At 75.5% G+C, this 24778-nt stretch carries 18 protein-coding genes and 2 tRNA genes; 7 read left to right on the top strand and 13 right to left on the bottom strand.

Annotation, left to right across the window (positions count from 1 at the left end; all coding sequences use genetic code 11):
* Positions 1 to 20: 20 nt before the first annotated feature.
* Complete coding sequence (locus tag JOE63_RS13450) at positions 21 to 1466, bottom strand: ThuA domain-containing protein (RefSeq protein WP_204542084.1); 1446 nt, start codon at positions 1464 to 1466, stop codon at positions 21 to 23.
* A 298-nt stretch (positions 1467 to 1764) separates the two neighbouring features.
* Between JOE63_RS13450 and JOE63_RS13455 the strand changes: the two genes are divergently transcribed.
* Positions 1765 to 2535 carry a response regulator transcription factor gene (locus JOE63_RS13455; protein ID WP_087472250.1) on the top strand — a complete coding sequence of 257 codons (771 nt, stop codon included), beginning with the start codon at positions 1765 to 1767 and terminating at the stop codon, positions 2533 to 2535.
* Positions 2528 to 4159, top strand: a complete 1632-nt coding sequence (locus JOE63_RS13460) for a sensor histidine kinase (RefSeq protein ID WP_204542087.1) — start codon at positions 2528 to 2530, stop codon at positions 4157 to 4159. Before JOE63_RS13455 ends, JOE63_RS13460 begins: the two co-directional genes overlap by 8 nt.
* A 124-nt stretch (positions 4160 to 4283) precedes the next feature.
* Here the strand turns inward: JOE63_RS13460 and JOE63_RS13465 are convergent, their stop codons facing one another.
* The 4 genes from JOE63_RS13465 to JOE63_RS21455 form a co-directional block, all read right to left on the bottom strand.
* Complete coding sequence (locus JOE63_RS13465) at positions 4284 to 5456, bottom strand: RtcB family protein (RefSeq protein WP_087472997.1); 1173 nt, start codon at positions 5454 to 5456, stop codon at positions 4284 to 4286.
* Positions 5457 to 5577: 121 nt separating this feature from the next.
* Positions 5578 to 5650 (bottom strand) — tRNA-Arg (locus JOE63_RS13470).
* Positions 5651 to 5694: 44 nt separating this feature from the next.
* Positions 5695 to 5766 (bottom strand) — tRNA-Arg (locus tag JOE63_RS13475).
* Positions 5767 to 5920: 154 nt separating this feature from the next.
* The gene (locus tag JOE63_RS21455; RefSeq protein WP_255318583.1) at positions 5921 to 6052 is read right to left on the bottom strand and encodes a hypothetical protein; all 132 of its coding nucleotides are present in this window, start codon (positions 6050 to 6052) and stop codon (positions 5921 to 5923) included.
* A gap of 327 nt (positions 6053 to 6379) precedes the next feature.
* Between JOE63_RS21455 and JOE63_RS13480 the strand changes: the two genes are divergently transcribed.
* The 4 genes from JOE63_RS13480 (at position 6380) to JOE63_RS13495 (ending at position 9901) form a co-directional block, all read left to right on the top strand.
* Positions 6380 to 7207: a metal-dependent hydrolase gene (locus tag JOE63_RS13480; protein ID WP_157759647.1), complete on the top strand. Its 828-nt coding sequence runs from the start codon at positions 6380 to 6382 to the stop codon at positions 7205 to 7207.
* Positions 7208 to 7502: 295 nt separating this feature from the next.
* Positions 7503 to 8438 carry a serine protein kinase RIO gene (locus tag JOE63_RS13485; protein ID WP_244286177.1) on the top strand — a complete coding sequence of 312 codons (936 nt, stop codon included), beginning with the start codon at positions 7503 to 7505 and terminating at the stop codon, positions 8436 to 8438.
* 42 nt (positions 8439 to 8480) lie between these two features.
* Positions 8481 to 9440: a Gfo/Idh/MocA family oxidoreductase gene (locus JOE63_RS13490; RefSeq protein WP_204542093.1), complete on the top strand. Its 960-nt coding sequence runs from the start codon at positions 8481 to 8483 to the stop codon at positions 9438 to 9440.
* Positions 9441 to 9499: 59 nt separating this feature from the next.
* Positions 9500 to 9901, top strand: a complete 402-nt coding sequence (locus JOE63_RS13495) for a hypothetical protein (protein WP_087472253.1) — start codon at positions 9500 to 9502, stop codon at positions 9899 to 9901.
* Positions 9902 to 9969: 68 nt separating this feature from the next.
* Here the strand turns inward: JOE63_RS13495 and JOE63_RS13500 are convergent, their stop codons facing one another.
* The 4 genes from JOE63_RS13500 to JOE63_RS13515 all read right to left on the bottom strand — a co-directional run bounded on the left by JOE63_RS13500 (position 9970) and on the right by JOE63_RS13515 (position 16807).
* The gene (locus tag JOE63_RS13500; RefSeq protein ID WP_087472254.1) at positions 9970 to 10248 is read right to left on the bottom strand and encodes a hypothetical protein; all 279 of its coding nucleotides are present in this window, start codon (positions 10246 to 10248) and stop codon (positions 9970 to 9972) included.
* A gap of 106 nt (positions 10249 to 10354) precedes the next feature.
* Entirely contained in the window at positions 10355 to 14080 is a 3726-nt protein-coding gene (locus JOE63_RS13505) for an error-prone DNA polymerase (RefSeq protein WP_204542096.1), read from the bottom strand.
* Positions 14073 to 15788: a DNA polymerase Y family protein gene (locus tag JOE63_RS13510; RefSeq protein WP_204542099.1), complete on the bottom strand. Its 1716-nt coding sequence runs from the start codon at positions 15786 to 15788 to the stop codon at positions 14073 to 14075. The genes JOE63_RS13505 and JOE63_RS13510 overlap by 8 nt, the downstream gene beginning before the upstream one ends.
* The gene (locus JOE63_RS13515; protein WP_239576698.1) at positions 15785 to 16807 is read right to left on the bottom strand and encodes a hypothetical protein; all 1023 of its coding nucleotides are present in this window, start codon (positions 16805 to 16807) and stop codon (positions 15785 to 15787) included. The genes JOE63_RS13510 and JOE63_RS13515 overlap by 4 nt, the downstream gene beginning before the upstream one ends.
* Positions 16808 to 17179: 372 nt before the next feature.
* On the opposite strand from JOE63_RS13515, the gene JOE63_RS13520 reads away from it, so the two are divergent.
* Positions 17180 to 17761, top strand: coding sequence for a YbaK/EbsC family protein (locus JOE63_RS13520; protein WP_204542103.1), 582 nt, complete (start codon positions 17180 to 17182; stop codon positions 17759 to 17761).
* Between the two features lie 81 nt (positions 17762 to 17842).
* Here JOE63_RS13520 and helR read toward each other — a convergent pair whose 3' ends face one another.
* The 4 genes from helR to JOE63_RS13540 all read right to left on the bottom strand — a co-directional run bounded on the left by helR (position 17843) and on the right by JOE63_RS13540 (position 24731).
* Complete coding sequence (helR, locus tag JOE63_RS13525; protein WP_204543725.1) at positions 17843 to 20101, bottom strand: RNA polymerase recycling motor ATPase HelR; 2259 nt, start codon at positions 20099 to 20101, stop codon at positions 17843 to 17845.
* Between the two features lie 270 nt (positions 20102 to 20371).
* Positions 20372 to 21364 (bottom strand): siderophore-interacting protein, encoded by a 993-nt coding sequence (locus tag JOE63_RS13530; protein ID WP_204542107.1) that lies wholly within the window; start codon positions 21362 to 21364, stop codon positions 20372 to 20374.
* Positions 21365 to 21444: 80 nt separating this feature from the next.
* Positions 21445 to 23649, bottom strand: coding sequence for an iron ABC transporter permease (locus JOE63_RS13535; protein WP_307840098.1), 2205 nt, complete (start codon positions 23647 to 23649; stop codon positions 21445 to 21447).
* An 83-nt stretch (positions 23650 to 23732) separates the two neighbouring features.
* Positions 23733 to 24731 carry an ABC transporter substrate-binding protein gene (locus JOE63_RS13540; RefSeq protein WP_204542110.1) on the bottom strand — a complete coding sequence of 333 codons (999 nt, stop codon included), beginning with the start codon at positions 24729 to 24731 and terminating at the stop codon, positions 23733 to 23735.
* Positions 24732 to 24778 lie beyond the last annotated feature (47 nt).

Below are 24778 nucleotides of genomic sequence, written 5' to 3' on the forward strand. Positions count from 1 at the left end.
GGTGCCGACGAGGAGGCTCGTCAGGCGGTACCGGCGTAGGCGAGGACGATCTCCTCGGTGACGGTCTCGCCGTCACGCTCGACGGTGGCCGTCACGGTCACCTCCCCGGCCGGGGCCTCGACGAGCCGGGTCGCGAACGCCTGGTAGGCGTTCTTCCCGGGCGCCACGTCGGCGTACTCCTTGCTCCCGTACGGCGTCGCGAGGCTGATGTCGACGGGGGCGTCGTCCTCGTTGAGCACACGCACGGCGACGTACTGCTTGCCGCCCATGGTCCGCAGCTCGGCCTCGGCCGCGAGGTCGATCGCCGGGCCGTCGTCGACGAGCGCGCCCTGCCACACGACGAGGTCGTCGATCTTCGACGCGAGCAGGTCCCGGTCTCCCGCGGCCGCGGACAGGTGGTCGACGAGCGACCGCGCGCCGCCGAGCACCTGGACCGCCGTCGTCGGGTCGCCCGCCTCGGCGGCGGTGCGCGCGCTGCCGAGCAACGAGCCGATCGCGCCCGCGATCACGCTGTCGCCCACCGCGGAGGTGTTCAGGCCGGCCACGACGCCGTCGACCTCGGGGAACGTCACGCAGTTGCCGCCGCCCTCGACGACGCCCGCGGTCCACTCGACGCCATGGAGCACGTGCTCGCGGAAGAGCGGGTCCGTCCACGACTCGTCGGTGTGCCCGGCGCCCTCGTACCAGGAACGGCCGCCCTCGAAGTTCTGGCACCACGAGAGCGGGTGGTCCTCGCCCATCGCACCGTTGCCGGGCGAGTAGGTCGACTCGTCGAGCGTGAGGAGCACGTGCACGTCCGCACGGGGGTTGACCGAGTAGTTGTACCACTCGTCGAACCGCTCCCAGACGGCCGGCAGGTGCGCGGTAGAGGGGTGCGCCGGGCTCTCGACGCGCATCGTCGCGGTCTGCTGCTGCGGGTGGGCGACGAAGCGGGCGCCACCTCCCGTCAGCTCGCTGTACCAGGGGACGGTGTGCATCGTGTCGGTCGCGGCGTGCAGCCCGACGAACCCGCCGCCGTCGTGGATGTAGCCCTGGAGCGCCGCGAGCTCGGTGTCGTCGAGCAGGCGTGGCGTCGCGGGGTTCAGCGAGTTCGTGTTGTCGACGGGCGAGACGAAGACCAGCGTCGCGTACTGCGACAGGTCCTCGGCGCTCGTGAACGGCGTCGAGTCCATCGTGAGGTCGGGCTGCCCCGGCGAGCCGTTCCCCCACCAGCCCGCGGAGTCGTTCGGCGGGTCCCACACGTCGACCGTGAACCCGTTGTCCTCACCGAGCTCGATCAGCGCGCGCGTCGTGTCGTCGATGTGCGAGTGCCGGAACCCGAGCGTCTTGCCGACGACGAGGATCTTGTAGTCCTCCTCGTCGGCGGCCGCCGGGCCCGCGGCCACGAGCGTCGCCCCTCCGGCGAGGGGCAGCGCGACCGCCGCCGCCACCGCCCGTCTGACTGTCGTACCGCTGAACAAATCCATGCGTGCTTCTCCCTCGTCGTCGAGAGCGCGAGCCGGGCCTCCACTGCCCGTCCGATCACCGGGCACCCTCGGCAGCCCGGCAGCGCGCGCACTCCTGCGTGCGTGGACGTCGGCTGCTGCCGATGCCGCGAGTTTTGACGGCGACCCATCAAAAGTCAAGGATTCAACGACCGTGGCGTGCCGATCTCACCCGCTCCTGGCGCGCGACGCGCAGCATCCCAGCAGGCATCCCAGCAGGCACAGCGCGCGCACAGGGTCACCACAGGCACGACCACGCGCGCCGCGGGACGCTGGGTCCATGACCGCAGCCACCGCCCCCGTCGGCCGTCCTGACCAGCCGCGCCTCACGCGCCCGGACGGCTCGCCCGTCCGCGTGCTCGTGGTCGACGACGAGCCCAACCTCGCCGAGCTGCTCACCTCGGCACTGCGCTACGAGGGCTGGGACGTGTCCACCGCGCTCGACGGAGGCTCCGCGATCCGCACCGCGCGCGAGACCGGGCCCGACGTCGTCGTGCTCGACGTCATGCTCCCCGACATGGACGGCCTCACCGTGCTCCGCCGGCTGCGCGAGCGCGACACCGACGTCCCCGTCCTCTTCCTCACCGCGCGCGACGCCGTCGAGGACCGCGTCGCCGGGCTCACCGCGGGCGGCGACGACTACGTGACCAAGCCGTTCAGCCTCGAGGAGGTCGTGGCGCGCCTGCGCGGGCTGCTGCGCCGGGGCGGCGCGACCGCGCAGCGCGAGGACTCCGTGCTCGTCGTCGGCGACCTCGAGCTCGACGAGGACGCGCACGAGGTCCGCCGTGCAGGCGAGGAGGTGCGCCTCACGGCCACCGAGTTCGAGCTGCTGCGCTACCTCATGCGCAACCCGCGCCGCGTGCTGTCCAAGGCGCAGATCCTCGACCGCGTCTGGAACTACGACTTCGGCGGCCAGGCGAACATCGTCGAGCTCTACATCTCCTACCTGCGCCGCAAGATCGACAAGGGGCGCGAGCCCATGATCCACACGCTGCGCGGGGTCGGGTACGTGCTCAAGCCCGCGAACGGCGCGGACGACGCCCGTGGCTGAGGCGCGCGCCGTTCCCGACCCCGCGCGTCACGGGTCCGCCGACGGTGTCCCCGCGCGACGGCCGACGGCGCTGCGCCGCCGGCTCGTCCTCGTGCTCGCCGGGGTCGTGCTCCTCGTCACCGTCGGCCTCGCCGCCGCGTCCGCGCTCGCGCTGCGCGACCAGCTCGTCGAACAGCTCGACCACGAGCTCGAGCAGGCGAGCTCGCGGCTCGCGCAGGGCTTCGGGGAGCGTCCGGGCGACGGCCCCGGGCAGCCTCCGGCCGACACCGGCGCGACCCCCGACCCGAGCGACCTGCCCGACGACCCGTCCCGATTTCCCGCGGGCACCGGCCCCGGCAGCGCCGTCCTGCGCTACGTCGACGGCGCGGTCGTGCTCGCCGAGTACGTGACCCCCACGCTCGAGCGCATCGCGCTCGACGACGCGCAGATCGCCGCGCTCGAGGACGTGCCCGCCGACGGCACCCCGCACGACGCCGACCTGCCCGACCTCGGGTCGTTCCGCGCCGTGCACCGGACCACGGACGACGGCCAGACCGTCGTCGTCGCGTCGAGCACCGCCACCGTCGACGCGACGGTCGAGAAGTACGTGCTCATCGAGGTCGCGCTCGGCGCCGCGGGCCTGCTCGCCGCGGTGCTCCTCGGCACGTGGCTCGTGCGGCGCTCGCTCCGGCCGCTCGACGACGTCGCCACCGCGGCGGGCCGCGTCTCCGAGCTCGAGCTCGCGCAGGGCGAGATCGACGCGATCCCGCGCGTCCCGGACGACCTCACCGACGAGCGCACCGAGGTCGGGCAGGTCGGTGCCGCGCTGAACCGCATGCTGGAGAACGTCGAGACCTCGCTCCAGGCGCGCCACGACTCCGAGACCCAGGTGCGGCAGTTCGTCGCCGACGCGAGTCACGAGCTGCGCACCCCGCTCGCCTCCATCCGCGGCTACGCCGAGCTCGTGCGGCGCTCTCCCGACGACGTCCCGCCCGCCACCGCGCGCTCGCTCGACCGCATCGAGTCCGAGGCCGTGCGCATGACCGGCCTCGTCGAGGACCTGCTCCTCCTCGCCCGGCTCGACGCCGGCCGCCCGCTCGACCGTGCGCCCGTCGACCTCGCGGCGCTCGCCGTCGACGCCGTCATGGACGCCCACGCCGCCGGCCCCGACCACGACTGGGCCCTCGACCTGCCCGGCGCGGGCGACCTGGACGTCGACCTCGCCACGGACCTGCCCGACGCGCTCGGCGACGGCACCGACGAGGACGTCGACCTCGAGGTCCTGGGCGACGAGGCGAGCCTGCGCCAGGTTCTCGCGAACCTCGTCGCCAACGCGCGCACGCACACCCCGCCCGGCACGCACGTCGCGGTACGGCTCACGACCGACCGCGACGACGTCGTGCTCACCGTCGCCGACGACGGCCCGGGCATCCCGGCGGCCCTGCGCCCGACGCTCTTCCGCCGCTTCACGCGCGGCGACGACGCGCGCAACCGCACCGGCGGCTCCACCGGTCTGGGCCTCGCCATCGCGGACGCGATCGTGACCGCCCACGGCGGCACGATCACCGTGTCGTCCTCCACACCCGACGACCCCGGCCCCACCGGCACCACCTTCACGGTCACCCTCCCCCGTGACCGCCCCTGACCGTTCCGGGTCGCCAGTCCGCGCGCGGACTCCCCTTCCGCGCCGAGCAGGTGGTCCTGGCTCGTCCGGACAGCCGGACGCGCCAGGACCACCTGGTCGCGCCGCGCGGTGGGGCTTCCTGTGGTCAGCCCTTGACGCAGAGGAGCGTCGTGAGGCGGGCGACGACCTCGACGAGGTCGGACTGCGCGCGGACGACCTCGTCGAGGTCCTTGTACGCACCCGGGATCTCGTCGAGCACCCCGGCGTCCTTGCGGCACTCCACGCCGGCCGTCTGGACGGCGAGGTCGTCCAGCGTGAAGGTCTTCTTCGCCTTGGTGCGGGACATGCGCCGCCCCGCGCCGTGCGACGCCGACCAGTAGGACTCCGGGTTCCCGAGCCCGCGCACGATGTACGAGCCGGTGCCCATCGACCCGGGGATCAGGCCGAGGTCACCCTTCCCGGCCCGGATCGCGCCCTTGCGGGTCACGACGAGCTCTTGCCCGTCGACGTGCTCGACCGCGACGTAGTTGTGGTGGACGTTCACGGCCTCGTCGAACGCGATCTCACGACCCGGGAACGAGGCACGCACGGCGTCGACGACGAGCGTCATCATCACCGCGCGCGACCGCGCCGCGTACTCCTGCGCCCACCACAGGTCGGCGAGGTACGCGTCCATCTCCGGCGTGCCGCCGAGGAACACCGCGAGCTCGCGGTCGACGAGCCCCTGGTTGTGCTCGAGGCGCTTCGCGACGGCGACGTGCTGCTCGGCGAGCGTCTTGCCGATGTTGCGCGACCCCGAGTGCAGCTGAAGCCAAACAGAACCCGCCTGATCTACACACAACTCAACAAAGTGATTGCCTCCACCAAGCGTTCCGAGCTGGCGGCGCGCCCGACCCTCGATGTCCGAGACACGCCCGTGCAGGCCGGAGAACCGCGACCAGAACGCGTCCGCGCCGCGCGCGACCTCGGCGGGGCCGCGCCCGGAGATCGAGCGCAGCCGGTGCGGGTCGACCGCCTCGTCGTGCGCGTGGAACCCGACGGGGATCGCGGCCTCGATGCGCGCACGGACCGGGCCGAGGTCGTCGGGCAGGTCCTCGGCCGTGAGCGACGTGCGGACGCCGATCATGCCGCAGCCGATGTCGACGCCGACGGCGTTGGGCGACACGGCGTCGCGCATCGCGATGACCGAGCCGACGGTCGCGCCCTTGCCGAGGTGGACGTCGGGCATGACGCGCACGCCCTCGACCCACGGCAGCGCGGCGATGTTGCGCAGCTGCTGGAGCGCGGCGGGCTCGACGGCGTGCTCGTGCGCCCACATGAGGGTGGGTGCCTTCGCACCCGACAGCGGGACGGGGAACGCGTGGGCCTCGGTGCTCACGGTGCTGACCTCCTCGGGTCGTCCTGACGATCATGACGCCGCCCCGGGCGGGGCGGCGAGGTGCGCGCGGGAGGACTCGAACCCCCGACGCCCGGCTCCGGAAGCCGGTGCTCTGTCCGCTGAGCTACGCGCGCTGGTGCTCCTTAACGTCGAGCAGACGGGACGCGAGGCGTCCAGGTGCCCTCGGAGGGAGTCGAACCCCCGTCTCCGCTTCCGTAGAGCGGCGTCGTGTCCGTTGGACCACGAAGGCAGTGCTTTTCCACCGCAGGCGCACGACAAATGCGCGCCGACGACGAACGAGCAGAATGGCAGCACGAGAAATGCACCCCGGCCGGGCACATTCATGCACAAGAAAAAGGCCGCCCCGGCGATGTCCCGGGACGGCCTGTCGTACGACGCTGTGGTCAGACGACAGGACCGCCGGAGTCGCCGGCGAGGAACGAGGACACGCTGAGATACGCCACGGGCAGCACGACGCGCGGCTGCTCGCAGGGCAGCACGGGACGTCGCCGGTCCTGCTGGACGGGTTCGCGCACGGCACTGCTCCTCTCGGTCATGTCGGGTGGCCCACGCACCGGAATGTCGTCGACCGAGGAAGACCGTACGCGCCTTTTCCGATCGGCACAACCCTCTTTCCAGAATTCGCCGGAAATACTCCGCGAGCTTCGCCGCTCCGGGCCGGGCCGGCGACCTTCTCCGAAGGCGGCTCGCCGCTTGGCACACTTTTCTTCCCGGCGGTGCGCCTGCGCCCGGACGGCCCTCCGGCGCTGTCGGCGGCACCCGGTAGGGTTCCGGACGTTCCGGACACACCTCCCGACGCCGACGAACCACCCGGCCGGGCCGACGACAGGAGACCCGCCGCCATGATGGGCGCCCACCACGCCGCGACCGGAGCCGCCGCCTGGGTGGCGGTGACGTCCACCGCCCCGTTCGCGCTCGGGTGGCACCCCGTGTCGTCGGTCGGAGTCATGACGGGCGCCGTCGTGTGCGCGGGCGCCGCGCTCCTCCCCGACGCCGACCACCACAACGGCACGTTCGCGCACTCGCTCCCGCCCGTGAGCGAGTGGGTGTCCGACGCGGTCGAGACGATCTCCGGCGGCCACCGGCAGGGCACGCACTCGTTCCTCGGCATCGCGGTGTTCACCGCGCTCGCGTGGCTCGTGGGTCTGGTCACGGTCGAGACGGAGAGCTTCGGCACGGTCTACGTGGGCGGCGGACTCCTCGCGGTCCTGCTCGTCGCGCTCGCGCTCAAGGCGCTCAAGCTCACGCGACGCGGCAAGCTCATGCCGTGGGTCACGTCGCTCACCGTCGCGGCCCTCGTCGCGCTCTTCTCGCCCGAGGAGTGGAACTGGCTCCCGGTCGCGGTCGGCATCGGCGTCACCGTGCACATCCTGGGCGACGTGCTCACGACCAACGGCGCGCCGCTGCTGTGGCCCGTGAAGATCCGCTCCCCGCGCTGGGTGCGCAAGTCCCTGGTGGTCGACGACGTCTGGCGCCCCGGCGGCAGCTTCGCCCTGCCCCTGCTCGGGGACACCGGGTCGGTGCGCGAGTGGATCCTCGCGACGGCCGTCGGCCTCTATGCGACGGTCGGGTTCGTGTGGTCCGCGCTCGACCAGATGGGCTACGACACGTACGGGGCGTACGAGCGCGTCGCGTCGGCGGTCCAGGCGCTGGCGACCGGCGCCGCGTGAGCCGCCCCGCCTGACGACCGACGACCGACGACCGACGACCGACGACCGACGGTAATTCGCTTGCCCCGGGCCGCGCCCGGGTGGGACGGTCACGGGACGTCGCCCGCGCCGTCGGGCACCGGAGGAAGGAGGAACGCCATGAGCTGGACGACCCACGCTCGCGTGTCCACCACCCCCGGGAGCACCGACCGCCGCTAGACGGTCCAGGGCCCGTCCCCCCCAGATGGCCCGCGCCCGCCGCTCGCCCCTGAGGCGACGGCAGCGCCGTGCGCTCCCCGCCCGAAGGAGCCCACCCGTGCCCGAGCACGACCTGCTGTACCCCGACCCGTACCTCCCGCCGACGTTCGCGGGAGACCCCCGCACTCCCCCGCCCCGCCGCCTGCGGCGCCGTGACGACACCGCTGACGACGCCGGCCCCGCGGCGGGCGTCCTCGACGCCGCGCTCGGCGACGACCAGCGCTGGTCCACGTGGTCCGCCGTGGAGAAGGGGCAGCGCGGACCGGAGCCGCGCCCCGACTGGGTCGTGACCGCCGACGCGGCCGTCGACACCGAGCTGGGCGTGCTCAAGACCGGCAAGGAGGCGGACGTCTTCCTCGTCGAGCGCGCCGTCCCCGACGACGCCACCCGGCGCACGCTGCTCGCCGCCAAGCGCTACCGGGACCTCGACCACCGCGCGTTCCGGCGCGACACGGTCTACACCGAGGACCGCCGCGTGCGCCGCACGCGCGACCGGCGCGCGCTCGACCGCAAGTCCCGCTACGGGCGCCAGGTCGCGGCCGGGCAGTGGGCGGCGGCCGAGTTCGCCGCGCTCGGCGAGCTCTGGTCGGCCGGCGCGCCCGTCCCCTACCCCGTCCAGATCGACGGCAACGAGATCCTCATGGAGTTCGTCGGGACGTCGGACGGCGTCGCGCACGAGGCCGCGCCCCGGCTCGCGCGCACGCGGCCCGACCTGGACCTCCTCACGTCGTGGTGGGACCAGCTCCGCGACGGGATGGCGGTGCTGGCCCGCCTCGGCTTCGCGCACGGCGACCTGTCCCCGTACAACGTCCTCGCGGACGGCGACCGGCTCGTCATCATCGACCTGCCGCAGGTGGTCGACCTCGTGGCCAACCCGTTCGGTACCGAGCTCCTGCTGCGCGACTGCCGCACGATGTCCGCGTGGTTCGCCTCGCGCGGGCTCGAGACCGACGCCGACGAGCTCTTCGCGCTCCTGCTCGCCCAGGCGTGGTGACGGTCGGCGCGGGGCGCGCGCGAGGCGTGGGACGATCGCCGCGTGCTGCGCCTCGCCCTCGTCGGCCTCGACTCGTCCCACGCCGACCAGTACGTGCGGCTCGTCGAGGCCGAGCGGCACTGGCCGGGCGCGCGCGTCGTCGCGCTCGTCGACGGCGAGCCGGCCCGACGCGCGGAGCTCGCCGCCGCGGGCGGGCTCTCCCTCGGCGCGGGTGAGGTCACCGTGCCCGACGTCGTCGGGCGGGCCGACGTGGCGATCGTCGCCCACCGCGCGGGCCGGCTCCACGGTGCCGCGGCCCGCACGCTCCTGGGCGCGGGCGTCCCGGTGCTCGTCGACAAGCCGTTCGCGGCGTCGGTCGCCGACGCGCGGGCGACGCTCGACGTGGCCCGCGCCCACGGCACCGCCGTGACCACGGCGTCCGCGCTGCGGTTCGCGCCCGAGGTCGCGGCCGCCCGCGCCGTGCTCGCGGCCCACACGGCCGAGACGGCACCGACGGCCGAGGCGGCGACGACGTCGCCCGGGCCGGTCGTGGAGGTGTCCGGGCCCGCCGACCCGGCCGACGAGCGCGACGGGCTGTTCTTCCTCGGCATCCACGTCGTGGAGGCGGCTCGCGCCGTGGTCGGCGGTCCTCCCGGCGCGGGGTGGGCACCGCCCGTCGTGACGACCTCGGCGGACGGGGTCGTCGCGACCACGCGCCTCGGCGGCGTCCCGGTCCGGCTGCGGTTCCTCGACCCGGGCGCGCACCCGGCCGCGGGGTTCACGGTCGCGGTGCGCACGCCGCGCCGCGTCGAACGCTCCGAGGTCGTGCTCGACGCCGACTACCTCGCCCCGGTGGTCGAGCACGCGCTCGCGGTCCTCGCGCCGACGTCCGGCACGGCCGTCGGCACGACGGCGCGAACGGCGGGCGCCGACGGGCAGGCCGCTCGGATCGACGCCGAGCACGCGACGGTCCTCGCCGACCTCGCGCTCCTCGAGCAGGTCACCGCGACCCTGCCCGCCTGACGCGCGCGGCCGAGGCGCCCGGCCGCGCCGACGCCGGACCGACGGGGTAGAACGGGACCATGGAACCCTCCACCGAGTCCTTCGACGCCGACGACGTCCAGACGTTCCTCACGACCTACGGGGTCGCGCTCTCCACGGGCGACCTCGACACGATCGGCGAGAGCTACGCGTTCCCGGCGCTCGTGGTCGGGTCGACCAGGTCTGCGCTCCTCGCCGACCCGGAGGACGTGCGCGAGTCGACCACCGAGACCGCGCGCGGGTTCCGCGAGCGCGGCCTGGTCGGCGTCGTCGCGCACCTCGAGGACGTCGAGGAGGTCGGCGACGCGCTCGTGTGGGCGCGCGTGCGCTGGAGCTATCGCGACGAGTACGCGAACGAGCAGGAGGCGCAGGAGGTCCGGTACCTGCTGCGCCGCGCCCGCGACACGTTCGAGGTCTGCGTCGCCGCGCCGGTCGGTCCGTAGCCCCACGCCGTCTGGCTGCCGGCGGCCTCCTGTGCGCCCGGACCGCTCGGGCGCTGCCCGGGTGCCGGTCAGGACAGCCGGTTGTCGCGGTCCTCCCACGGCGTCGACGCCGCCTCCTTGCGCGGCGGGTCGTCAGGCTGCAGAGCCCGGACGACGAACGACCCCGCGGCGAGCACGACGCCGCCGGTGAACGCGACCTGCAGCACGGTGAGGAGCAGGCCTACGAACCACGTGCCGATGAAGGAGTAGGTGAGGTTCGCGAGACCGACGTTCTGGACGAGGGCGCTCACCACGGTGAGACCGACGCCGGTCCAGAACATCGTGCGGGCGGTGAGGCGAGGTGGCATCGCGGGTCCTCTCGTCGGTGAGCCGGTGCGGATGACCCGTCGTCGCGCGCCGGGCCCTCGTCCGCTCCGTTCCTACCACGCGTGCCACCGGACGGCGACGAACCCGTCAGTGGAAGTCGCGCGACGTCGTCGCGACCTGGAGCGAGAGCGGGGCGAGGTGCTCCGCGACGAGGTTCGTGGCGCCGTCGGCCCGCTCGAGCCGGCCGCGCACGACGAGCGCCGCGGAGCCGCGCGCGACCTTCCGGAACCGCTGCCACAGCCCGGGCGAGCACACGACGTTGAGGATCCCCGTCTCGTCCTCGAGCGACAGGAACGTCACGCCCCCGGCGGTCCCGGGGCGCTGGCGGTGCGTGACGACGCCGCCCACCGCCACGCGCGACGACGGGTGCGGGCGCGTCCCCGGCACCTCGCCCGCGATGCGCTCGGCCTCGTCGACCTGCTCGATCTGCCGCGACACCTCGACCGCGCCGACGACGGTGAGCACGCCCGCCGCCGTCAGGCCGTCGCGCACGTACTGCGTCGGGTAGGAGTCGGCGGACACCCCCGTGGCCCACACGTCGGCGACGGCGGTCTCGACGTCGGTCATGCCCGGCAGCACCGGTGCCTCGACCCCGACGCTCACGCCCGGCAGCGTCCCCGGGCCCTCCTGCGCGAGCGCGCCCGCCGCCCACAGCGCCTCGCGCCGGGTCACGCCGAGGCAGTCCGTCGCCCCGGCCGTCGCGAGCCCCTCGAGCTGGGCGGTCGTGAGGTCGACGCGCCGCACGAGGTCGCGCAGGTCCCGGAACGGCCGCCCCTCCCCCGGCGTCCCGCGCGCCGCGACGACGCGCTCGGCCGCGTCCTTCCCGAGCCCCCGCACGCTCGCGAGCCCGAGCCGCACGGCGAGGGTGAGATCGGGCTCCGGCCCGAACACGGTGTCGATCCCCACCTCCCCGCCGAGCATGCGGCTGTCGCCCGTCCGGGAACCAGGACGATCGGTATCCGCAGGGCCGGCGGACGCAACCGCAGGATCGGCGGGCAGCCGCTCGACCGTCGCCTCGACGTCGGACGCGTTGACGTCGGGGCGCAGGACGGTGACGCCGTGGCGGCGTGCGTCCGCCACAAGAGACTGGGGCGAGTAGAACCCCATGGGCTGCGCCGCGAGCAGGCCGGCGTAGAACGCGGCGGGGTGGTGCACCTTGAGCCACGAGCTCGCGTAGACGAGGAACGCGAACGAGTACGCGTGCGACTCGGGGAACCCGAAGTCGGCGAACGCCTTGAGCTTGTCGTAGATCGCCTCGCGCACGGCCGGGTCCGTGACCCCCTTCTTCCGCATCCCGTCCATGAGCCGCCCGCGCAGCTCCTCCATGCGCTCGACCGACCGCTTGGACCCCATCGCGCGCCGGAGCTGGTCGGAGTCCTGGGGCGAGAAGCCCGCGACGTCGATCGCCATCTGCATGAGCTGCTCCTGGAACAGCGGCACGCCGAGGGTCTTGCCGAGCGACTTCTCCAGCAGCGGGTGCAGGAACGTCACCTTCTCCCGCCCCCGCGCGCGGTTGATGTACGGGTGCACGGACCCGCCCTGGATGGGCCCGGGGCGGATGAGCGCGACCTCGATGACGATGTCGTAGAACGTCCGGGGTCGCAGCCGCGGCAGCGTCGCCATCTGCGCGCGCGACTCGACCTGGAACACGCCGACGGTGTCGGCCGCGCACAGCAGGTCGTACACCGCCGGGTCGTCCTCGGGCAGCGTGTGCAGCGCGAGGCGCGGCCCGCCATCGTGCCGTTCCACGAGGTCGAACCCGATGCGCAGCGCCGTGAGCATCCCGAGGCCGAGGAGGTCGAACTTCACGAGCCCCGCGTCCGCGCAGTCCTCCTTGTCCCACTGCAGGACGGTGCGGCCCTCCATGCGCGCCCACTCGACGGGGCACACCTCGATGACGGGGCGGTCGCACATGACCATCCCGCCCGAGTGGATGCCCAGGTGCCGCGGGAGGCGCAGCATCCGGTCGGCGAGGTCGAGCACCGCGTCCGGGATCTCGCCCTCCTGCGCGGCCGACGGCGGCCGGTGCGCGGGCACGACGTCGTGCGTGTCGTCCGCGCGCAGGACCTCGCCCTCGTCCACCGCGAGCGGGTCGACGACGCGCGGTCGCCGCGCGCCCCGGCCGCTCAGGTCGGGCGACCAGTCGCCACGATGCCCGGTGTGCGGACGTTCGTCGCGAGAGGCGGCGGCGCGGGAGGTGCCGGTGCGCGACGACCCCACATCCCTCCCCGCCGAACCCACGTCGCCCGACCCCCACAGGCGAGCCTTCTCGGCGTCCTTCTCGGCGGTCTTCGTCGCGATGGCGACCTCCTTGGCCTTGCGGTCGGCCGCGGGTGACGACGGGTCGGGGCCGCGTAGCGACCCCCACCGCTCGATGGACTTGCTCCACGCGTCGGCCTGCCCGACGTCGTACCCGAGCGCCCGGGCCGCGTCGCGCACCGCGGACTTGGGCCGGTAGGAGATGACGTTCGCGACCTGCGCGGCGTGCGTGCGCCCGAACGTCGCGTAGACGTGCTGGATGACCTCCTCGCGCCGCCCCGACTCGATGTCGACGTCGATGTCCGGCGGGCCGTCGCGCTCGGGGGCGAGGAAGCGCTCGAACAGCAGACCGTGCTTCACCGCGTCGACGGCCGTGATGCCGAGCGCGTAGCAGACCGCGGAGTTCGCGGCCGACCCGCGGCCCTGGGCGAGGATCCCGTTCCTGCGGCAGAACTCGACGAGGTCGTAGACCACGAGGAAGTACCCCGGGAAGTGCAGGTCCTCGATGACGCGCAGCTCGTGGTCGATCTGCGCCCACGCGCCCGCGATCTTCTCCTGACCGCGCGGCCCGTACCGGTTCTCGCCGCCGCGGCGCACGAGCTCGCGCAGCCAGGTCGCCTCGGTGTGCCCGTCCGGCACCGGGTACGGCGGGAGGTCGGGCGCGACGAGGTGCAGGTCGAACGCGCACTCGTCCCCGAGCGCGGCGGCGGTCGCGACGGCCTGCGGGTGCCGGTGGTGGCGCGCGAGCATCTCCGCCGCCGTGCGCAGGTGCGTCGTCGGGGCACCGGGGAGCCACCCGTCGAGGTCGTCGAGCGACGAGCGGGCGCGCACCGCGGCGAGCGCCCCGGCGAGGTCGGCGTCGCGCGGGTGGGCGTAGTGCGCGGCGGTCGTCGCGACGAGCGGCAGCCGGGCCTCGGCGGCGAGGTCCGCGAGCGCCGCGTGCAGGTCGGCGTCGCGGGGGTCGTCGGTCGCGGTGATCTCGACGGCTACGTTGTCCGCGCCGAACACGGCGACGAGCCGGTCGAGCTCGCGGCGCGCCGCGGCGCGCCCGGACGTGACCAGCGCGCGCCGCACGGAGCCCTTGCGGCAGCCGGTGAGCACGAGCCACTCGCCCGCGCCCTGCGCGCCGAGCGCGTCGAGGTCGTAGCGGGCGGCGCCCTTGGTCCCGGTCGCGAGGTGCGCGGTGGCGATCGCGCTCGACAGGTTGCGGTAGCCCTGCGCCCCTCGCGCGAGGACGAGCAGGTGGGTCGAGCGCGGGTCGGGCACGCCGGTGGGCGGGTCGAGCACGGGCGGTCCCGCGGGCGTCCGCCCGTGCTCGACGACGGGCAGGTGCAGCTCGGCACCGAAGATCGTGGGCAGCCCGACCTTGCGCGCGGCCTCGGCGAACCGCACGACGCCGTACAGGCCGTCGTGGTCGGTGACGGCGAGCGCCGACAGCCCGAGCCGCGCGCCCTCGGCGGCGAGCTCCTCGGGGTGCGACGCGCCGTCGAGGAAGCTGAACGCGGAGTGCGCGTGGAGCTCGGCGTAGCGCGGGCCGGTGGTCCGGTCAGTCATAGAGGCCCTCCACGGTCCAGCGCCCGCGGGCACTCGCGAGGAGGAGCCCGCGGCCGTCGTCGAGCAGGACCTGCACGTGCACCCGGCGCCGCGGCGCGGGGGTCCACCAGCGCTCGGCGAGCGGCCACGGCCCGGCCCAGTCCACGACGGCGCGCGCGGACCCCGGACCGGGCAGCGCCGCCTCGCCCCGGGGTGCCGACGGGCGGCGCGGACCCTCCTCCGGCGCGGCGGCGGGCCACCGCACGGTGACGGGCTCGCCGCTCATCGCGAGGCGCGCGTCGACGACGACGGGCCGCCCCGCGGCGTCGAGCACGACGACGTCCTGCGGCTCGACGGGCACGACCGCCGGGGCGGGGCTCGGCAGCGCGCCCGGCCAGGGCAGGGCCGGGTCGCGCGGACGCGCGACGTCCTCCCCGAACGGCACGAGGTGCACGCGGTCGGTCGCGTCGCGACCGCCCTGGACCTCGACGCGCAGGACCGCGTCGCCGCCGAGGATGCCCTGCACGCGCCCGAGCGCGCGGTGGGCCCGCGCGTCCTCGCCGCTCGACGCGCCCCACAGGCGCGGCTGCTCCGCCCCCGCGGGCACGACCTCCTCGGCCGTGAGGGACAGCCGGGTCAGCGGCGCGACGGCCGGGACGACGTCGGCCCCGCCGACCGAGCCGTGCTCGCCGCCACGACGCGCGGCCCGGGCCGCGCGCCCGGCGCGGACGGACGTGGTGGTGAGCCAGCCCTCGAGCTGCCACCGGACCTTGTCCGTGAGGCGCGCGGGGCTCATCGCACCCGGCCCGTCGAGCCGCCAGGTGCGCTCGAGGTCGTCGCCCTCCGTGGTCCGCGCGGTGATGCGCAGCCGCCCGGCGACGAGCGAGCGCGCGACGAGCTGGTCGTGCAGGTCCTCGGAGAGCCGTCGCGCGGCGAAGGTCGCGACGTCGACGCGCTCGGCGGGCGGGTCGAGCTCGGCCCCCACCGCGACGTCGGGCTCGACGCGGCGCCGCGCGGGCGGGCGCAGGTCCTCGCCGCGCGCGAGCCGGTGCGCCCACGCGCCGAGGTCGCCGAACCGTCCCTCGACGGTCGCGGGCGGCAGGGCCGCGAGCGCCCCGAGGGTGCGTACGCCGAGCCGGCCCAGGAGGTCCACGAGCTCGTCGATCGCGACGGCGGCGTCGGGGCGGGCGGCGACGTGCGCGAGGTCGCGCGCGGGCCGCGGCGCGAGGAACGCGGCGGAGCCGCCGGGCGCGACGACGGCGGCGTCCCGCGCGGCGAGCACGGCCGCGAGGATGCCGTCGGCGACGCCCACCTGGCTCTCGTGCCCGGTGCGCTCGGCGACGCGCGCGACGAGCGCCTCCGCGAGCGCGACGTCCGACCCGTGATAGCGGCTCGCCCCGGCGGCCGGCAGGAGCAGCAGGCCGGGCCGGGTGATCTCCAGGCCCGCGACGACGGTCTCGGCCGCGAGCGCGACGGGCTCGAACTCGCGGGCGTCGCGCGCGTCGTCGACGTCGAGCAGCTCGAGCTCGGGGCAGCACTCGCGGGCCCGACGGCGGCGCATGCCCCGGCGCACGCCCTGGGCGCGCGCGGTCGCGGAGACGGCGACGACGCGGCGGCCGTCGTGCGTCGCGGCGGGGACGTGCGCGGGGACGTCGCGCCCCGCCATCGCCGCGAGCACCGGCCAGTCCGGCACCCACAGGGCCGCCGTGCGGGTCGGGCTCGTGCTCATCCGACGAGCCGGAGCGGGGAGGGCCGGTCGGGGTCGACGACGTGGGCGGGGACGGGGCCGGCGACCCCGACCTCGGCGTCGGGCCGGGTGCCCCGGGCGCCCTCGGCGAGGAACGCGGGCCAGTCCTCGTGGGCGAGCGGGAGCTCGACCTCGACCCGCGTGGGGCGCGCGGCACCCCCGCGGCCCGCGCGCTCGACGACGAGCGTGCGCCGACGCAGCCAGCCCGCCCCACGGTCCGCACCGGACCAGCCGCCGCCCGTCACCGTGAGCGCGACGTGCGCGCCCGGCCACGCCGTGGCTGCGACGAGCAGCGCCCCGCGCTCGCGTGCGCGGCCGGTGAGGCGGCGCCGGTCGGTGTCGGTGAGGGCGGCGTCGGGTCCGACGACCACGACGTCCAGGCCGTCGACGAGCGCCGCGATCGCGAGCGCCGCGTCCGGTCCCGGCCGCGGGACGAGGACGACGCGGTCGAGGTCCGCACCGACGTCGGCGGCCGCGAGCAGCCCGACCGCGGGGAACCCCACCGCGGCGGTCCACGCCCCGGCCCGCGACGGCCGCGCCACGAGCGCGAGCAGGAGGCTCGTCGACCCGCGCACCGCGACCACGGTGCCCCGCTGCAGCCCGCCGAGCGGCAGGAGCGGGGCGAGCGCGTCGTGCACCGGCCACGCCCGCTCGTCGGGGATCACGTCCCGGCTCGGGTCCCGCATCACGACGTGGCGGTCGCGGGCGCGCGCCGGGCGCTCGGCCGGCGCGACCGTCGGCGAGGAGACGGCGGCGCGCGGGGCGTCGGCGAGCAGGACCGTGTCGGCACGCGGGACGTCGGCGCGCGGGACCGTGTCGGCGCGCGGGGCGGCGTCCGGTGCTGCCGGGACCGCGGGTGCGACGACCGGGCGGTGTCGGCGGACGCCCGTACGCTCCTCCGCACGGCGCAGGACGGCGCGGGCGCGCTCGGCCTTGTCGACGGCCGCGGCCGTCGGGCCTGGTGCCCCCGCCCGTTCGGCGGGGTCGGCGAGAAGGGTCATCTCGCCTCCCGGGGATGCTGCTCGGACGGGACGCGCACCGCGCGTCGACTGCTGGGGGCGTCGTTCTGCACCCCGCCATCGTTCGAACAGACGTTCGAACACTTCCAGTGAACGACCGCCGTCGCAGGGTGTCAACTCCGCAGGTGAGAGCCGTCGCCTTCGTCCGAGATGCCCGCCGCAACCCTCGACCCACGCTCGAGGGTCGACCCGAACCTTCGACCTCTACCTGAACCTCTCCCTCCCGCCGAACATGGGGTCGCAGCCCGTCCGGCGTGCGGGGCGAGCCACGACCGCATGCTCGGCGGGCGCAGGCGCCTGCTCGGCAGCCGGTCCTCGCCCGCACGAGCGGTCCCGGGATGGCAGGCTGGCGCCATGGACGCCCGCGCCACCCTGCCCACGCTCGGCTCGCTCACCTGGGAGCCGGCGCTCGACCACCTCGACCTCGTCGCCCCCGTGACCGCGGACGCGCTGCGCCGCTGGGCCGAGGCCGACCCGGACGTCGCGGCGCTCGTCGCGGTGACGGAGATCGACCCCGACCTCGCGGACACCGCGACGCTCAACGCCGCGTTCGACCTGCCCGTCGAGGCGTCGGCGAACTGCGTCGTCGTGGGCGGCGCACGCGCGGGCGACGAGCGGATCGCCGCCGCCGTGGTGCGCGCGCACACGCGCGCCGACGTCAACACGCGCATCCGCAAGCTCCTCGACGTGCGCAAGGCGTCGTTCCTGCCGACCGACCGCGCGACGGCCGAGTCCGGGATGGAGTACGGCGGCATCACGCCCGTCGGGCTCCCGGAGGGGTGGCGCGTGCTCGTCGACTCGCGCGTCGTGACCGACGGCGCGCACGCGCTGATCGGCAGCGGCGTGCGGCGCTCGAAGCTGCTCCTCCCCGGCCACCTGCTGGAGCGCCTGCCCGGCGTCGAGGTCGTCGAGGACCTGGCGGTCCCGGTCGCCTGACCCGTCCCACCCTGCCGGGCACGACCTGACGGTCGCCACCGGCGGCCCGACGACCGCCAGGTCGTGCTCGACGCCCGGTCCTCAGCGATCCAGGACGACGAGCCGCTGCGTCGCGCGCGTCATCGCGACGTAGCGGTCCACGGCGCCCTCGACGCCGTCGCCGAACGCCTGCGGGTCCACGAGGACGACGAGGTCGAACTCGAGCCCCTTCGCCGTCTCCGGCGTGAGCACCTGCACGCGCGACGCCCCGTCCTCGCCGGCCCGCGCCGAGACCGACGCGGTCGACGCCGCGACGGACCCCGCGCCACCGATCACGCAGGCCGTGCCCTCGGCGTGCTCGGCGAGCCAGCCGTCGAGGATCCCGTCGAGGTCCGCGACCGCGCCGTGGGCGACCGGCACGCCCGTGCTGCGGACCGACGTCGGGACGTTGGCGTCCGGGAGCGCGGCCCGGATGACGGGCTCCGCCGCCGCCATGACCTCCTGCGGCGTGCGGTAGTTGACGCTCAGCGACGACTCCGCGACCCGGTCGAACCCGACGCGCCCGAGCCGCTCGCGCCACCCCTCCGCGAACCCGTGACGCGCCTGCGCGCGGTCCCCGACGACCGTGACGCTGCGTGACGGGCAGCGGCTCAGCACCATCTGCCACTCGGCGTCGGTGAGCTCCTGCGCCTCGTCGACGACGACGTGCGCGAACGGACCGGCGAGCCGGTCGGGCGTGGCCGTGACCATCGCCCCCTCGTCGACGAGCGCGTCGCGCAGGTCCTGCCCCTTGAGCATCGTCATGACCATGAGCTCGCTGTCGTCGGACGCGACGAGGTGGTCGACGACGTCGTCCATGCGGGCCCGCTCGGCGGCCGCGGCGGCCGCGTTGCGGCGACGGCGACGCGACGCCTCCGGGTCGCCCAGACGCTGCCGGGCGGCGTCGAGCAGCGGCAGGTCCGCCGTCGTCCACGCCTGCGCGTCCGGGCGCTGGAGCGCGCGCACCTCCTCGGGCGTGAGCGACGGCGCGCACAGGCGCAGGTAGGCAGGCACCGACCACAGGTCGGCCACGAGGTCCGTCGCCTCGACGAGCGGCCACGCGCGGTCGAACGCGGCGCCGAGCGCGCGGTGACCGCGCAGGGCGCGGCGCACGTCGTCGGCAGACAGGTCCCCGGCGTCCTCCGCGGCCCCCTCGCCCACCGTCTTGTCCACGAGGATCTCCACGAGCGCGCCCCAGACGTCGTCGCGCGCCTCGTTGTGCGGGGTGCCGGGGTCCACGGACTCGAACGCCTCCGCCCAGTCGGCGGTGGAGAGCCAGACGTCGGCCCACGGCGTCTCGACCTCCATCCCCTCGGTCGGTGGGCGCTCGGAGAAGCGCACCGCCGGCTCGATCGCGGCGACGAGGTCGGCGGACGCCTTGAGCCGGGCGACCTCCGGGTCGGTCTCCTCGCGCGCCGCGGCGCCCTCCGGGACGAGGTCGCGCAGCGTGCAGGTCTGCACGCCCTCCTCGCCGAGCCCGGGCAGCACGTCGGCGACGTACGAGAGGTACGGGCGGCTGGGCCCGACGACGAGCACGCCCCCGTGCCCCGCGCCCACCTGGGGGTCGGCGTACAGGAGGTAGGCGGCGCGGTGCAGCGCCACGACCGTCTTGCCCGTGCCGGGGCCGCCGTCGACGACGAGCGCGCCGCGCGACCCCGCGCGCACGATCGCGTCCTGGTCCGCCTGGATCGTGCCGAGCACGTCGCGCATGCGCGGCGACCGGCTAGCGCCCAGGCTGGCGACGAACGCGGACTGGTCGTCGAGCGCCGCGCCCGACCCCGCGCCGTCGGGCACGAGCTCCTCGTCCCAGTAGTCCGTGACGCGACCACGCGCCCACCGGTAGCGGCGCCGCGCCGCGAGGCCGAGCGGGTGCGCGGGCGTCGCGGCGAAGTACGGCTCCGCGGCGGGCGAGCGCCAGTCCACGAGCAGCCGCTCCCCCGCCGGGTCGGTGAGGCCCACGCGCCCGACGTAGACCGGGGCGGAGCCGTCGGCGAACGTCATGCGGCCCAGGCACAGGTCGACGCCGTAGCGCTGCAGGAGGCGCAGCCGCCCGCTGAGCCGATGGATCTCCTGGTCGCGCTCGAGCGCCTCGGTCCCGCTCCCGCCGGGGGCGCGGCGCGCCGCGTCGAGGCGCTGCGAGAGGTCCGCGACGGAGTGCTCGAGGCTCGCCGCGATCGCGGCGAAGTGGCGCTCGTCGGCGGCGACGAGCGCGGGGTCGGCCTTCGCGGCCAGGCGGTCGGGAAGGTCGAAGACCCGGGCGGGCCGGGTGGTGGGACGGTCGGTCGTGCGGTCGGCGGTCACGGGGGCGTCGGGCAACGTCATCAGCTCCGGTCCGAGGTCGAGCGGGACGGCGCGGACCGACGACGGCCCGCGCACGAACGGAGATTCTGCGCCCCCAGGGGGGCCTTGCCGCAAGACCCCCCGTGCGCTATACCTTGGAAAGGGAGGCCGGTCGGCCTCCCTCTTCCGTCCCCGTCTTCGACCCGACCAGCGACCCGACCAGGGTCGGACCGGGACCCGCGAGCCGAGATGCGAGAAGTGGCCCCTCACCGTGCACGGTGAGGGGCCACTTCTCTCGTCTCGGGGAACGCGTCAGCCCTCGGCGCGGCCCTCACGCCAGTAGCCCATGAACGCGACGGCGCGGCGGTCGACGCCGAGGTCGGTCACGAGGTGACGGCGCAGCGTCTTGATCGCGCTCGCCTCGCCCGCGAGCCACGCGTACAGGACGGTGTCCTCCTCGAGCAGGCCGGGGACCTCCCAGAGGATCGAGGCGTCGACGTCGACGTCCTCGAGGTCCTCGGCCGTACGGCACTGAGCCGGCGGGTCGGTCCCGAGGACGCCCGCGCCGAGGATGCGCGCGGCGGCCTCCTGGACGGCGGGCACGAGTCGCGCGCCGTGCGCGTCGTGCGCTCCGCCGGGGACGTCGTCGCGCGCGAGGAACGTCACGCGGACGCCGGGCGGCGTGACCAGGTTGCGCGCGTCGCCCACGTGCGGCACCTCGACGTACACCTCGCCCCACGCGTCGGCGGGCAGGTCCTCGCAGATCGCGGCGATCGCGGGCAGCGCCGTCTCGTCGCCGGCGAGCAGGAGCGCGTGCGGGCGCGTCGGCGGGCGGAACTCGATGCCGCCGACGGGGCCGTCGAACGTCGCGTCCGGGCCGAGCAGGACGAGCGGCGTCCCGACCTCGGCGGTCAGCGCCCAGCGCGAGGCGGGGCCGGCGTCGCCGTGCAGCACGACGTCCACGTCGACCTCGAGCGCCTCGGGGCGCACCGCGACGGTCGTGTAGGTGCGCAGCGGGTTGCGGCGCTCCTCGGGCTGGTCGCGCCACGCGGCGTACCAGGACTCGGCGTCGCGCACGAGGTGCTCGTAACCGCCGTCGGGCGCGGGGAGGACGAACTTGATCCGCACGTCGAGGCCGGGGTCGCCGAAGAGGTCGAGCTCCGGGCCGGTGAACGTGAACCGGCGGAAGCTGGGCGTGAGCTGCTCGACGCGCGCCACCTCGACGTCGAAGAAGCGCCACGGCGCGGTGGCCCGAGCGACGGGGCGACGGGCTCGGGTGCGGGGTGCGACGACGGTCTGGCTCACACAGGTGAGGCTAACCTACGCACCCTCACCGGGGTCAACCCGTCCGGGACGCGGACCCGGCTCCGGCACCGTGAGACGCGTCACGCTCCCCGGCCGCGGCTGCGCCACAGCAGGTAGACGAAGTACGGCGCGCCCAGCAGGGCCGTGCCGAGGCCCGCGGGGATCTGCTCCGGCGCGATGACGACGCGGCCGAGCGTGTCCGCGACGGACACGAGGAGCGCGCCGAGCAGCATCGCGACGGGGACGACGCGACCGTGCCGTGCGCCGACCAGCGCCCGCGCGGCGTGCGGCGCGACGAGGCCCACGAACGCGAGCGCCCCGATCGCGCACACGGCGGCGGCCGTGAGGAGCGCCGCGGCCGCGAGCAGCAGCAGGCGCGTGCGGTCGAGCGCGACGCCGAGGACGCGCGGGGTGTCGTCGTCGAGCGCCAGGACGTCGAGGTCGCGACGGTAGAACGCGGTGAGCGGCGTGAGCACGAGCAGCGCGAGCGCGACGGGGATGAGCTGCTCGAGCGTGCGCCCGTACGTGGAGCCCGAGAGCCACGTGAGCGCGAGGTTCACGTCCCACGGCGCGACGACGACCACGAGGAGCGTGATGAGCGCCATCACCCCGGCCTGGGCACCGATGCCGATGAGCACGAGCCGGTCCGAGCTGAGCCCGCCGCGGTAGGAGAGCCCGTAGACGAGCCCGAACACCGCGAACGCCCCGATCGCCGCCGCGGCGGACATGGGCCAGATCCCGACGCCCGGGACGAGCAGGATCATCGTCACGGCCCCGAGCCCGGCGCCCGACGTGACGCCGAGCAGGCTGGGCTCGGCGAGCGGGTTGCGGCACACGGCCTGCACGATCGTGCCGGCGAGCGCGAGCGCCGCGCCGGCGAGGAGCGCCGCGAGCACGCGCGGGAAGCGCTGGTCGAGGACGAACGTCACGTGCCGCCCGGCGAGCCCGTTCCACCAGTTCGCCACGTCGCCCAGCAGCACGACCCGGTCACCGAGCAGCAGGCCCGCGACGGCGGCCGCGGCGACCGCGAGCGCCAGGACGACGACCACCACGAGCACGGCGCGCGACGAGCGCGGGCGGCTCAGCGCGCCGTGCGCGCCGCGCGACGACGCCGGCCCGGAGTCGCGCAGGCGCCGCGCGAGCCAGATGAGGAGGATCGCGCCGAGGACCGTCGTGACGATGCCGGTCGGCACGGCGATGGACAGCGTGCCCGGCAGCAGCAGGCGGAGCAGGACGTCGGCGCCGAGGACGACGACCACCCCGACGATCGCCGCGAACGGCAGGAGCAGCACGTGCCGACCGAGCCCGGGAACCCGGCGCGCGACGAGCCGCGCCACGACCGGTGCGGCGAGGCCGACGAAGCCGACCGGTCCCGCGACCGTCACCGCGATCGAGGCCAGGAGGACGGCCACGAGGACCGACAGGACGCGCGTGCGGCGCACGTCGACGCCGAGCACGGTCGCGGCGTCGTCGCCGAGGCCGAGGAGGTCGAGGCGGCGCGAGAGGAGCAGGGCGGCGAGGGCGCCGACCACGACGACGGGCGTCGCCAGCGAGACCGTGCGCGTGCCCGACTGGACGATGGACCCGCTCCCCCAGGCGAACAGGCCCATCGTCTCCTGCTCGAACAGCACGAGGAGGACCGTCGTCAGCGAGTGCAGCGCGAGCATGATCGCCGACCCGGCGAGCACGAGGCGGGTCGGGCCGTCGGCGCCGCCGCGCGCGAGGACGAGCACGAGCCCGGCCGCGGCGAGCCCGCCGAGGAAGGCCAGCCCGCCCTGGAGGTAGAACGGGATGGAGATGCCGAACGCGGCGACGACCACGACCGTGAGGTACGCGCCGGCGTTGACCGCGAGCGTGTCGGGCGACGCGAGCGGGTTGCGCGCGACCGACTGGAGCACCGCACCGGCGACGCCGAGCGCGACGCCCAGGAGCAGGCCCGCGAGGAGCCGCGGCACGCGCGAGGCCACGAGGACGGCGACGGTCTGGTCGACGCCGTCGCCTCCGGTCGCCAGGCGCAGCAGGTCGAGCGGCCCGACGTCCGCCGTGCCCTGGGTCAGGTGCACGGCGGCGAGCACCGCCGCGACCACGACCGCGACGACGAACACGCCCGCGATCCCGAGGCGCGACGTCCGCGCGCGGGGCGGGGCCGCCGTCGGGCCTGCGGGCGTGCCGCCCCCGGTACCTCCGTCGCCGGTACCGCCCGGCCCCGGGACGACGGCCGGAGCCGGGTCCTCCAGGAGGAGGGTGTCCGGCTCCGCCGTCGTGCGCTGCTCCGGCCGCGTCACGATGTCCTCGTCAGCACTGTGGTTCTCGTCAGCCTTCTCGTCGTCCCGGGCGCGACCGCGCCCGGTGGTGGTGCGGACCGGTGTCAGGCCGCGGTGAGCGCCTCGACGACCGCGTCGGCGTAGGCCGCCGCGGACAGCGGGCCGCCGAACATCCAGATGCCGTCGGGCAGACGGTGCACGTTCCCGGCCGTGACGAACGGGAGCTGCTCCCACACCGCGTTGCCGGCGAGGCCCTCCTCGAACGGGTTGGCCTCGGACTCGCTCGCGACGTAGAGGAACTGCACGTCGCCGAGCTGGGTCAGGCCCTCGACGTCGGTCTGCGCGAGGCCGTAGTCCGGGTCCCCGCCCTCGGTCCAGGCGTTGACGAGCCCGAGCTCCTCGCCGATCGCGCCGAAGAACGAGCCGGGCGTGTACATGCGGATCGAGACGGCGCCGTTCGTGATCCAGCCGTCGGCCATGACGAAGTCGACGCCGCCGACGCCGGCCTCGTCGAGCGCCGCGGTGGCCTCGGCGATCTTCGCGTCGTAGGTCTCGAGCGCGGCGGCCGCCTCGTCCTCGCGGCCCGTGACCGTGCCGAGCGTCTCGACCGTGGAGCGCATGTAGCCGATCGGGTCCTCGCCGTCGGAGCCGCGCAGCGCGAGCACCGGCGCGACCTCCTCGATCTGCGCGATGACGTTCTCCGGCAGGTCCGTCGTCGTGACGACGAGGTCCGGCTCGAGCGCGGAGATCGCGTCGAGGCTGGGCTCGCCGCGCGTGCCGACGTCGGGCGTGCTCGCGTCGATCGGCGCGACCGTGTCCCACGTGTTGTAGCCCTCGACGTCCGCCTGGCCGACGGGCTCGATGCCGAGCGCGACGAGGTTCTCCGTGAGGCCCCACTCGAGCGACACGATGTCGGTGGCCGGGGCGTCGAGCGTGACCTCGCCGCGCTCGTCGGTGACGGTGACCGGGCCGGACGCCGTGTCGGTCGTCGCCTCGGTGTCGTCGGCGGCCGCGGGGTCCTCGGTCGTGCCGCACGCGGTGAGCGCGAGCGCCGTGGCGAGCGCGAGGGCGCCCGCGGCGAGGGAACGGGTGGTCGAGCGCATGGGTGTCCTTCGGGTTCGGTCGGTGCCCGGGCCGTGCTCCGTCGGGC

Source organism: Cellulosimicrobium cellulans, assembly GCF_016907755.1.
GTDB classification, from domain to species: domain Bacteria; phylum Actinomycetota; class Actinomycetes; order Actinomycetales; family Cellulomonadaceae; genus Cellulosimicrobium; species Cellulosimicrobium cellulans_D.

Coding starts and splice junctions, on each gene's coding strand:
- JOE63_RS13450 (WP_204542084.1), bottom strand. CDS start 1,466: ATGGATTTGTTCAGCGGTACGACAGTCAGACGGGCGGTGGCGGCGGCG.
- JOE63_RS13455 (WP_087472250.1), top strand. CDS start 1,765: ATGACCGCAGCCACCGCCCCCGTCGGCCGTCCTGACCAGCCGCGCCTC.
- JOE63_RS13465 (WP_087472997.1), bottom strand. CDS start 5,456: ATGTGGGCGCACGAGCACGCCGTCGAGCCCGCCGCGCTCCAGCAGCTG.
- JOE63_RS13480 (WP_157759647.1), top strand. CDS start 6,380: ATGATGGGCGCCCACCACGCCGCGACCGGAGCCGCCGCCTGGGTGGCG.
- JOE63_RS13495 (WP_087472253.1), top strand. CDS start 9,500: ATGGAACCCTCCACCGAGTCCTTCGACGCCGACGACGTCCAGACGTTC.
- JOE63_RS13500 (WP_087472254.1), bottom strand. CDS start 10,248: ATGCCACCTCGCCTCACCGCCCGCACGATGTTCTGGACCGGCGTCGGT.
- JOE63_RS13505 (WP_204542096.1), bottom strand. CDS start 14,080: ATGACTGACCGGACCACCGGCCCGCGCTACGCCGAGCTCCACGCGCAC.
- JOE63_RS13510 (WP_204542099.1), bottom strand. CDS start 15,788: ATGAGCACGAGCCCGACCCGCACGGCGGCCCTGTGGGTGCCGGACTGG.
- JOE63_RS13515 (WP_239576698.1), bottom strand. CDS start 16,807: ATGACCCTTCTCGCCGACCCCGCCGAACGGGCGGGGGCACCAGGCCCG.
- JOE63_RS13520 (WP_204542103.1), top strand. CDS start 17,180: ATGGACGCCCGCGCCACCCTGCCCACGCTCGGCTCGCTCACCTGGGAG.
- helR (WP_204543725.1), bottom strand. CDS start 20,101: ATGACGTTGCCCGACGCCCCCGTGACCGCCGACCGCACGACCGACCGT.
- JOE63_RS13540 (WP_204542110.1), bottom strand. CDS start 24,731: ATGCGCTCGACCACCCGTTCCCTCGCCGCGGGCGCCCTCGCGCTCGCC.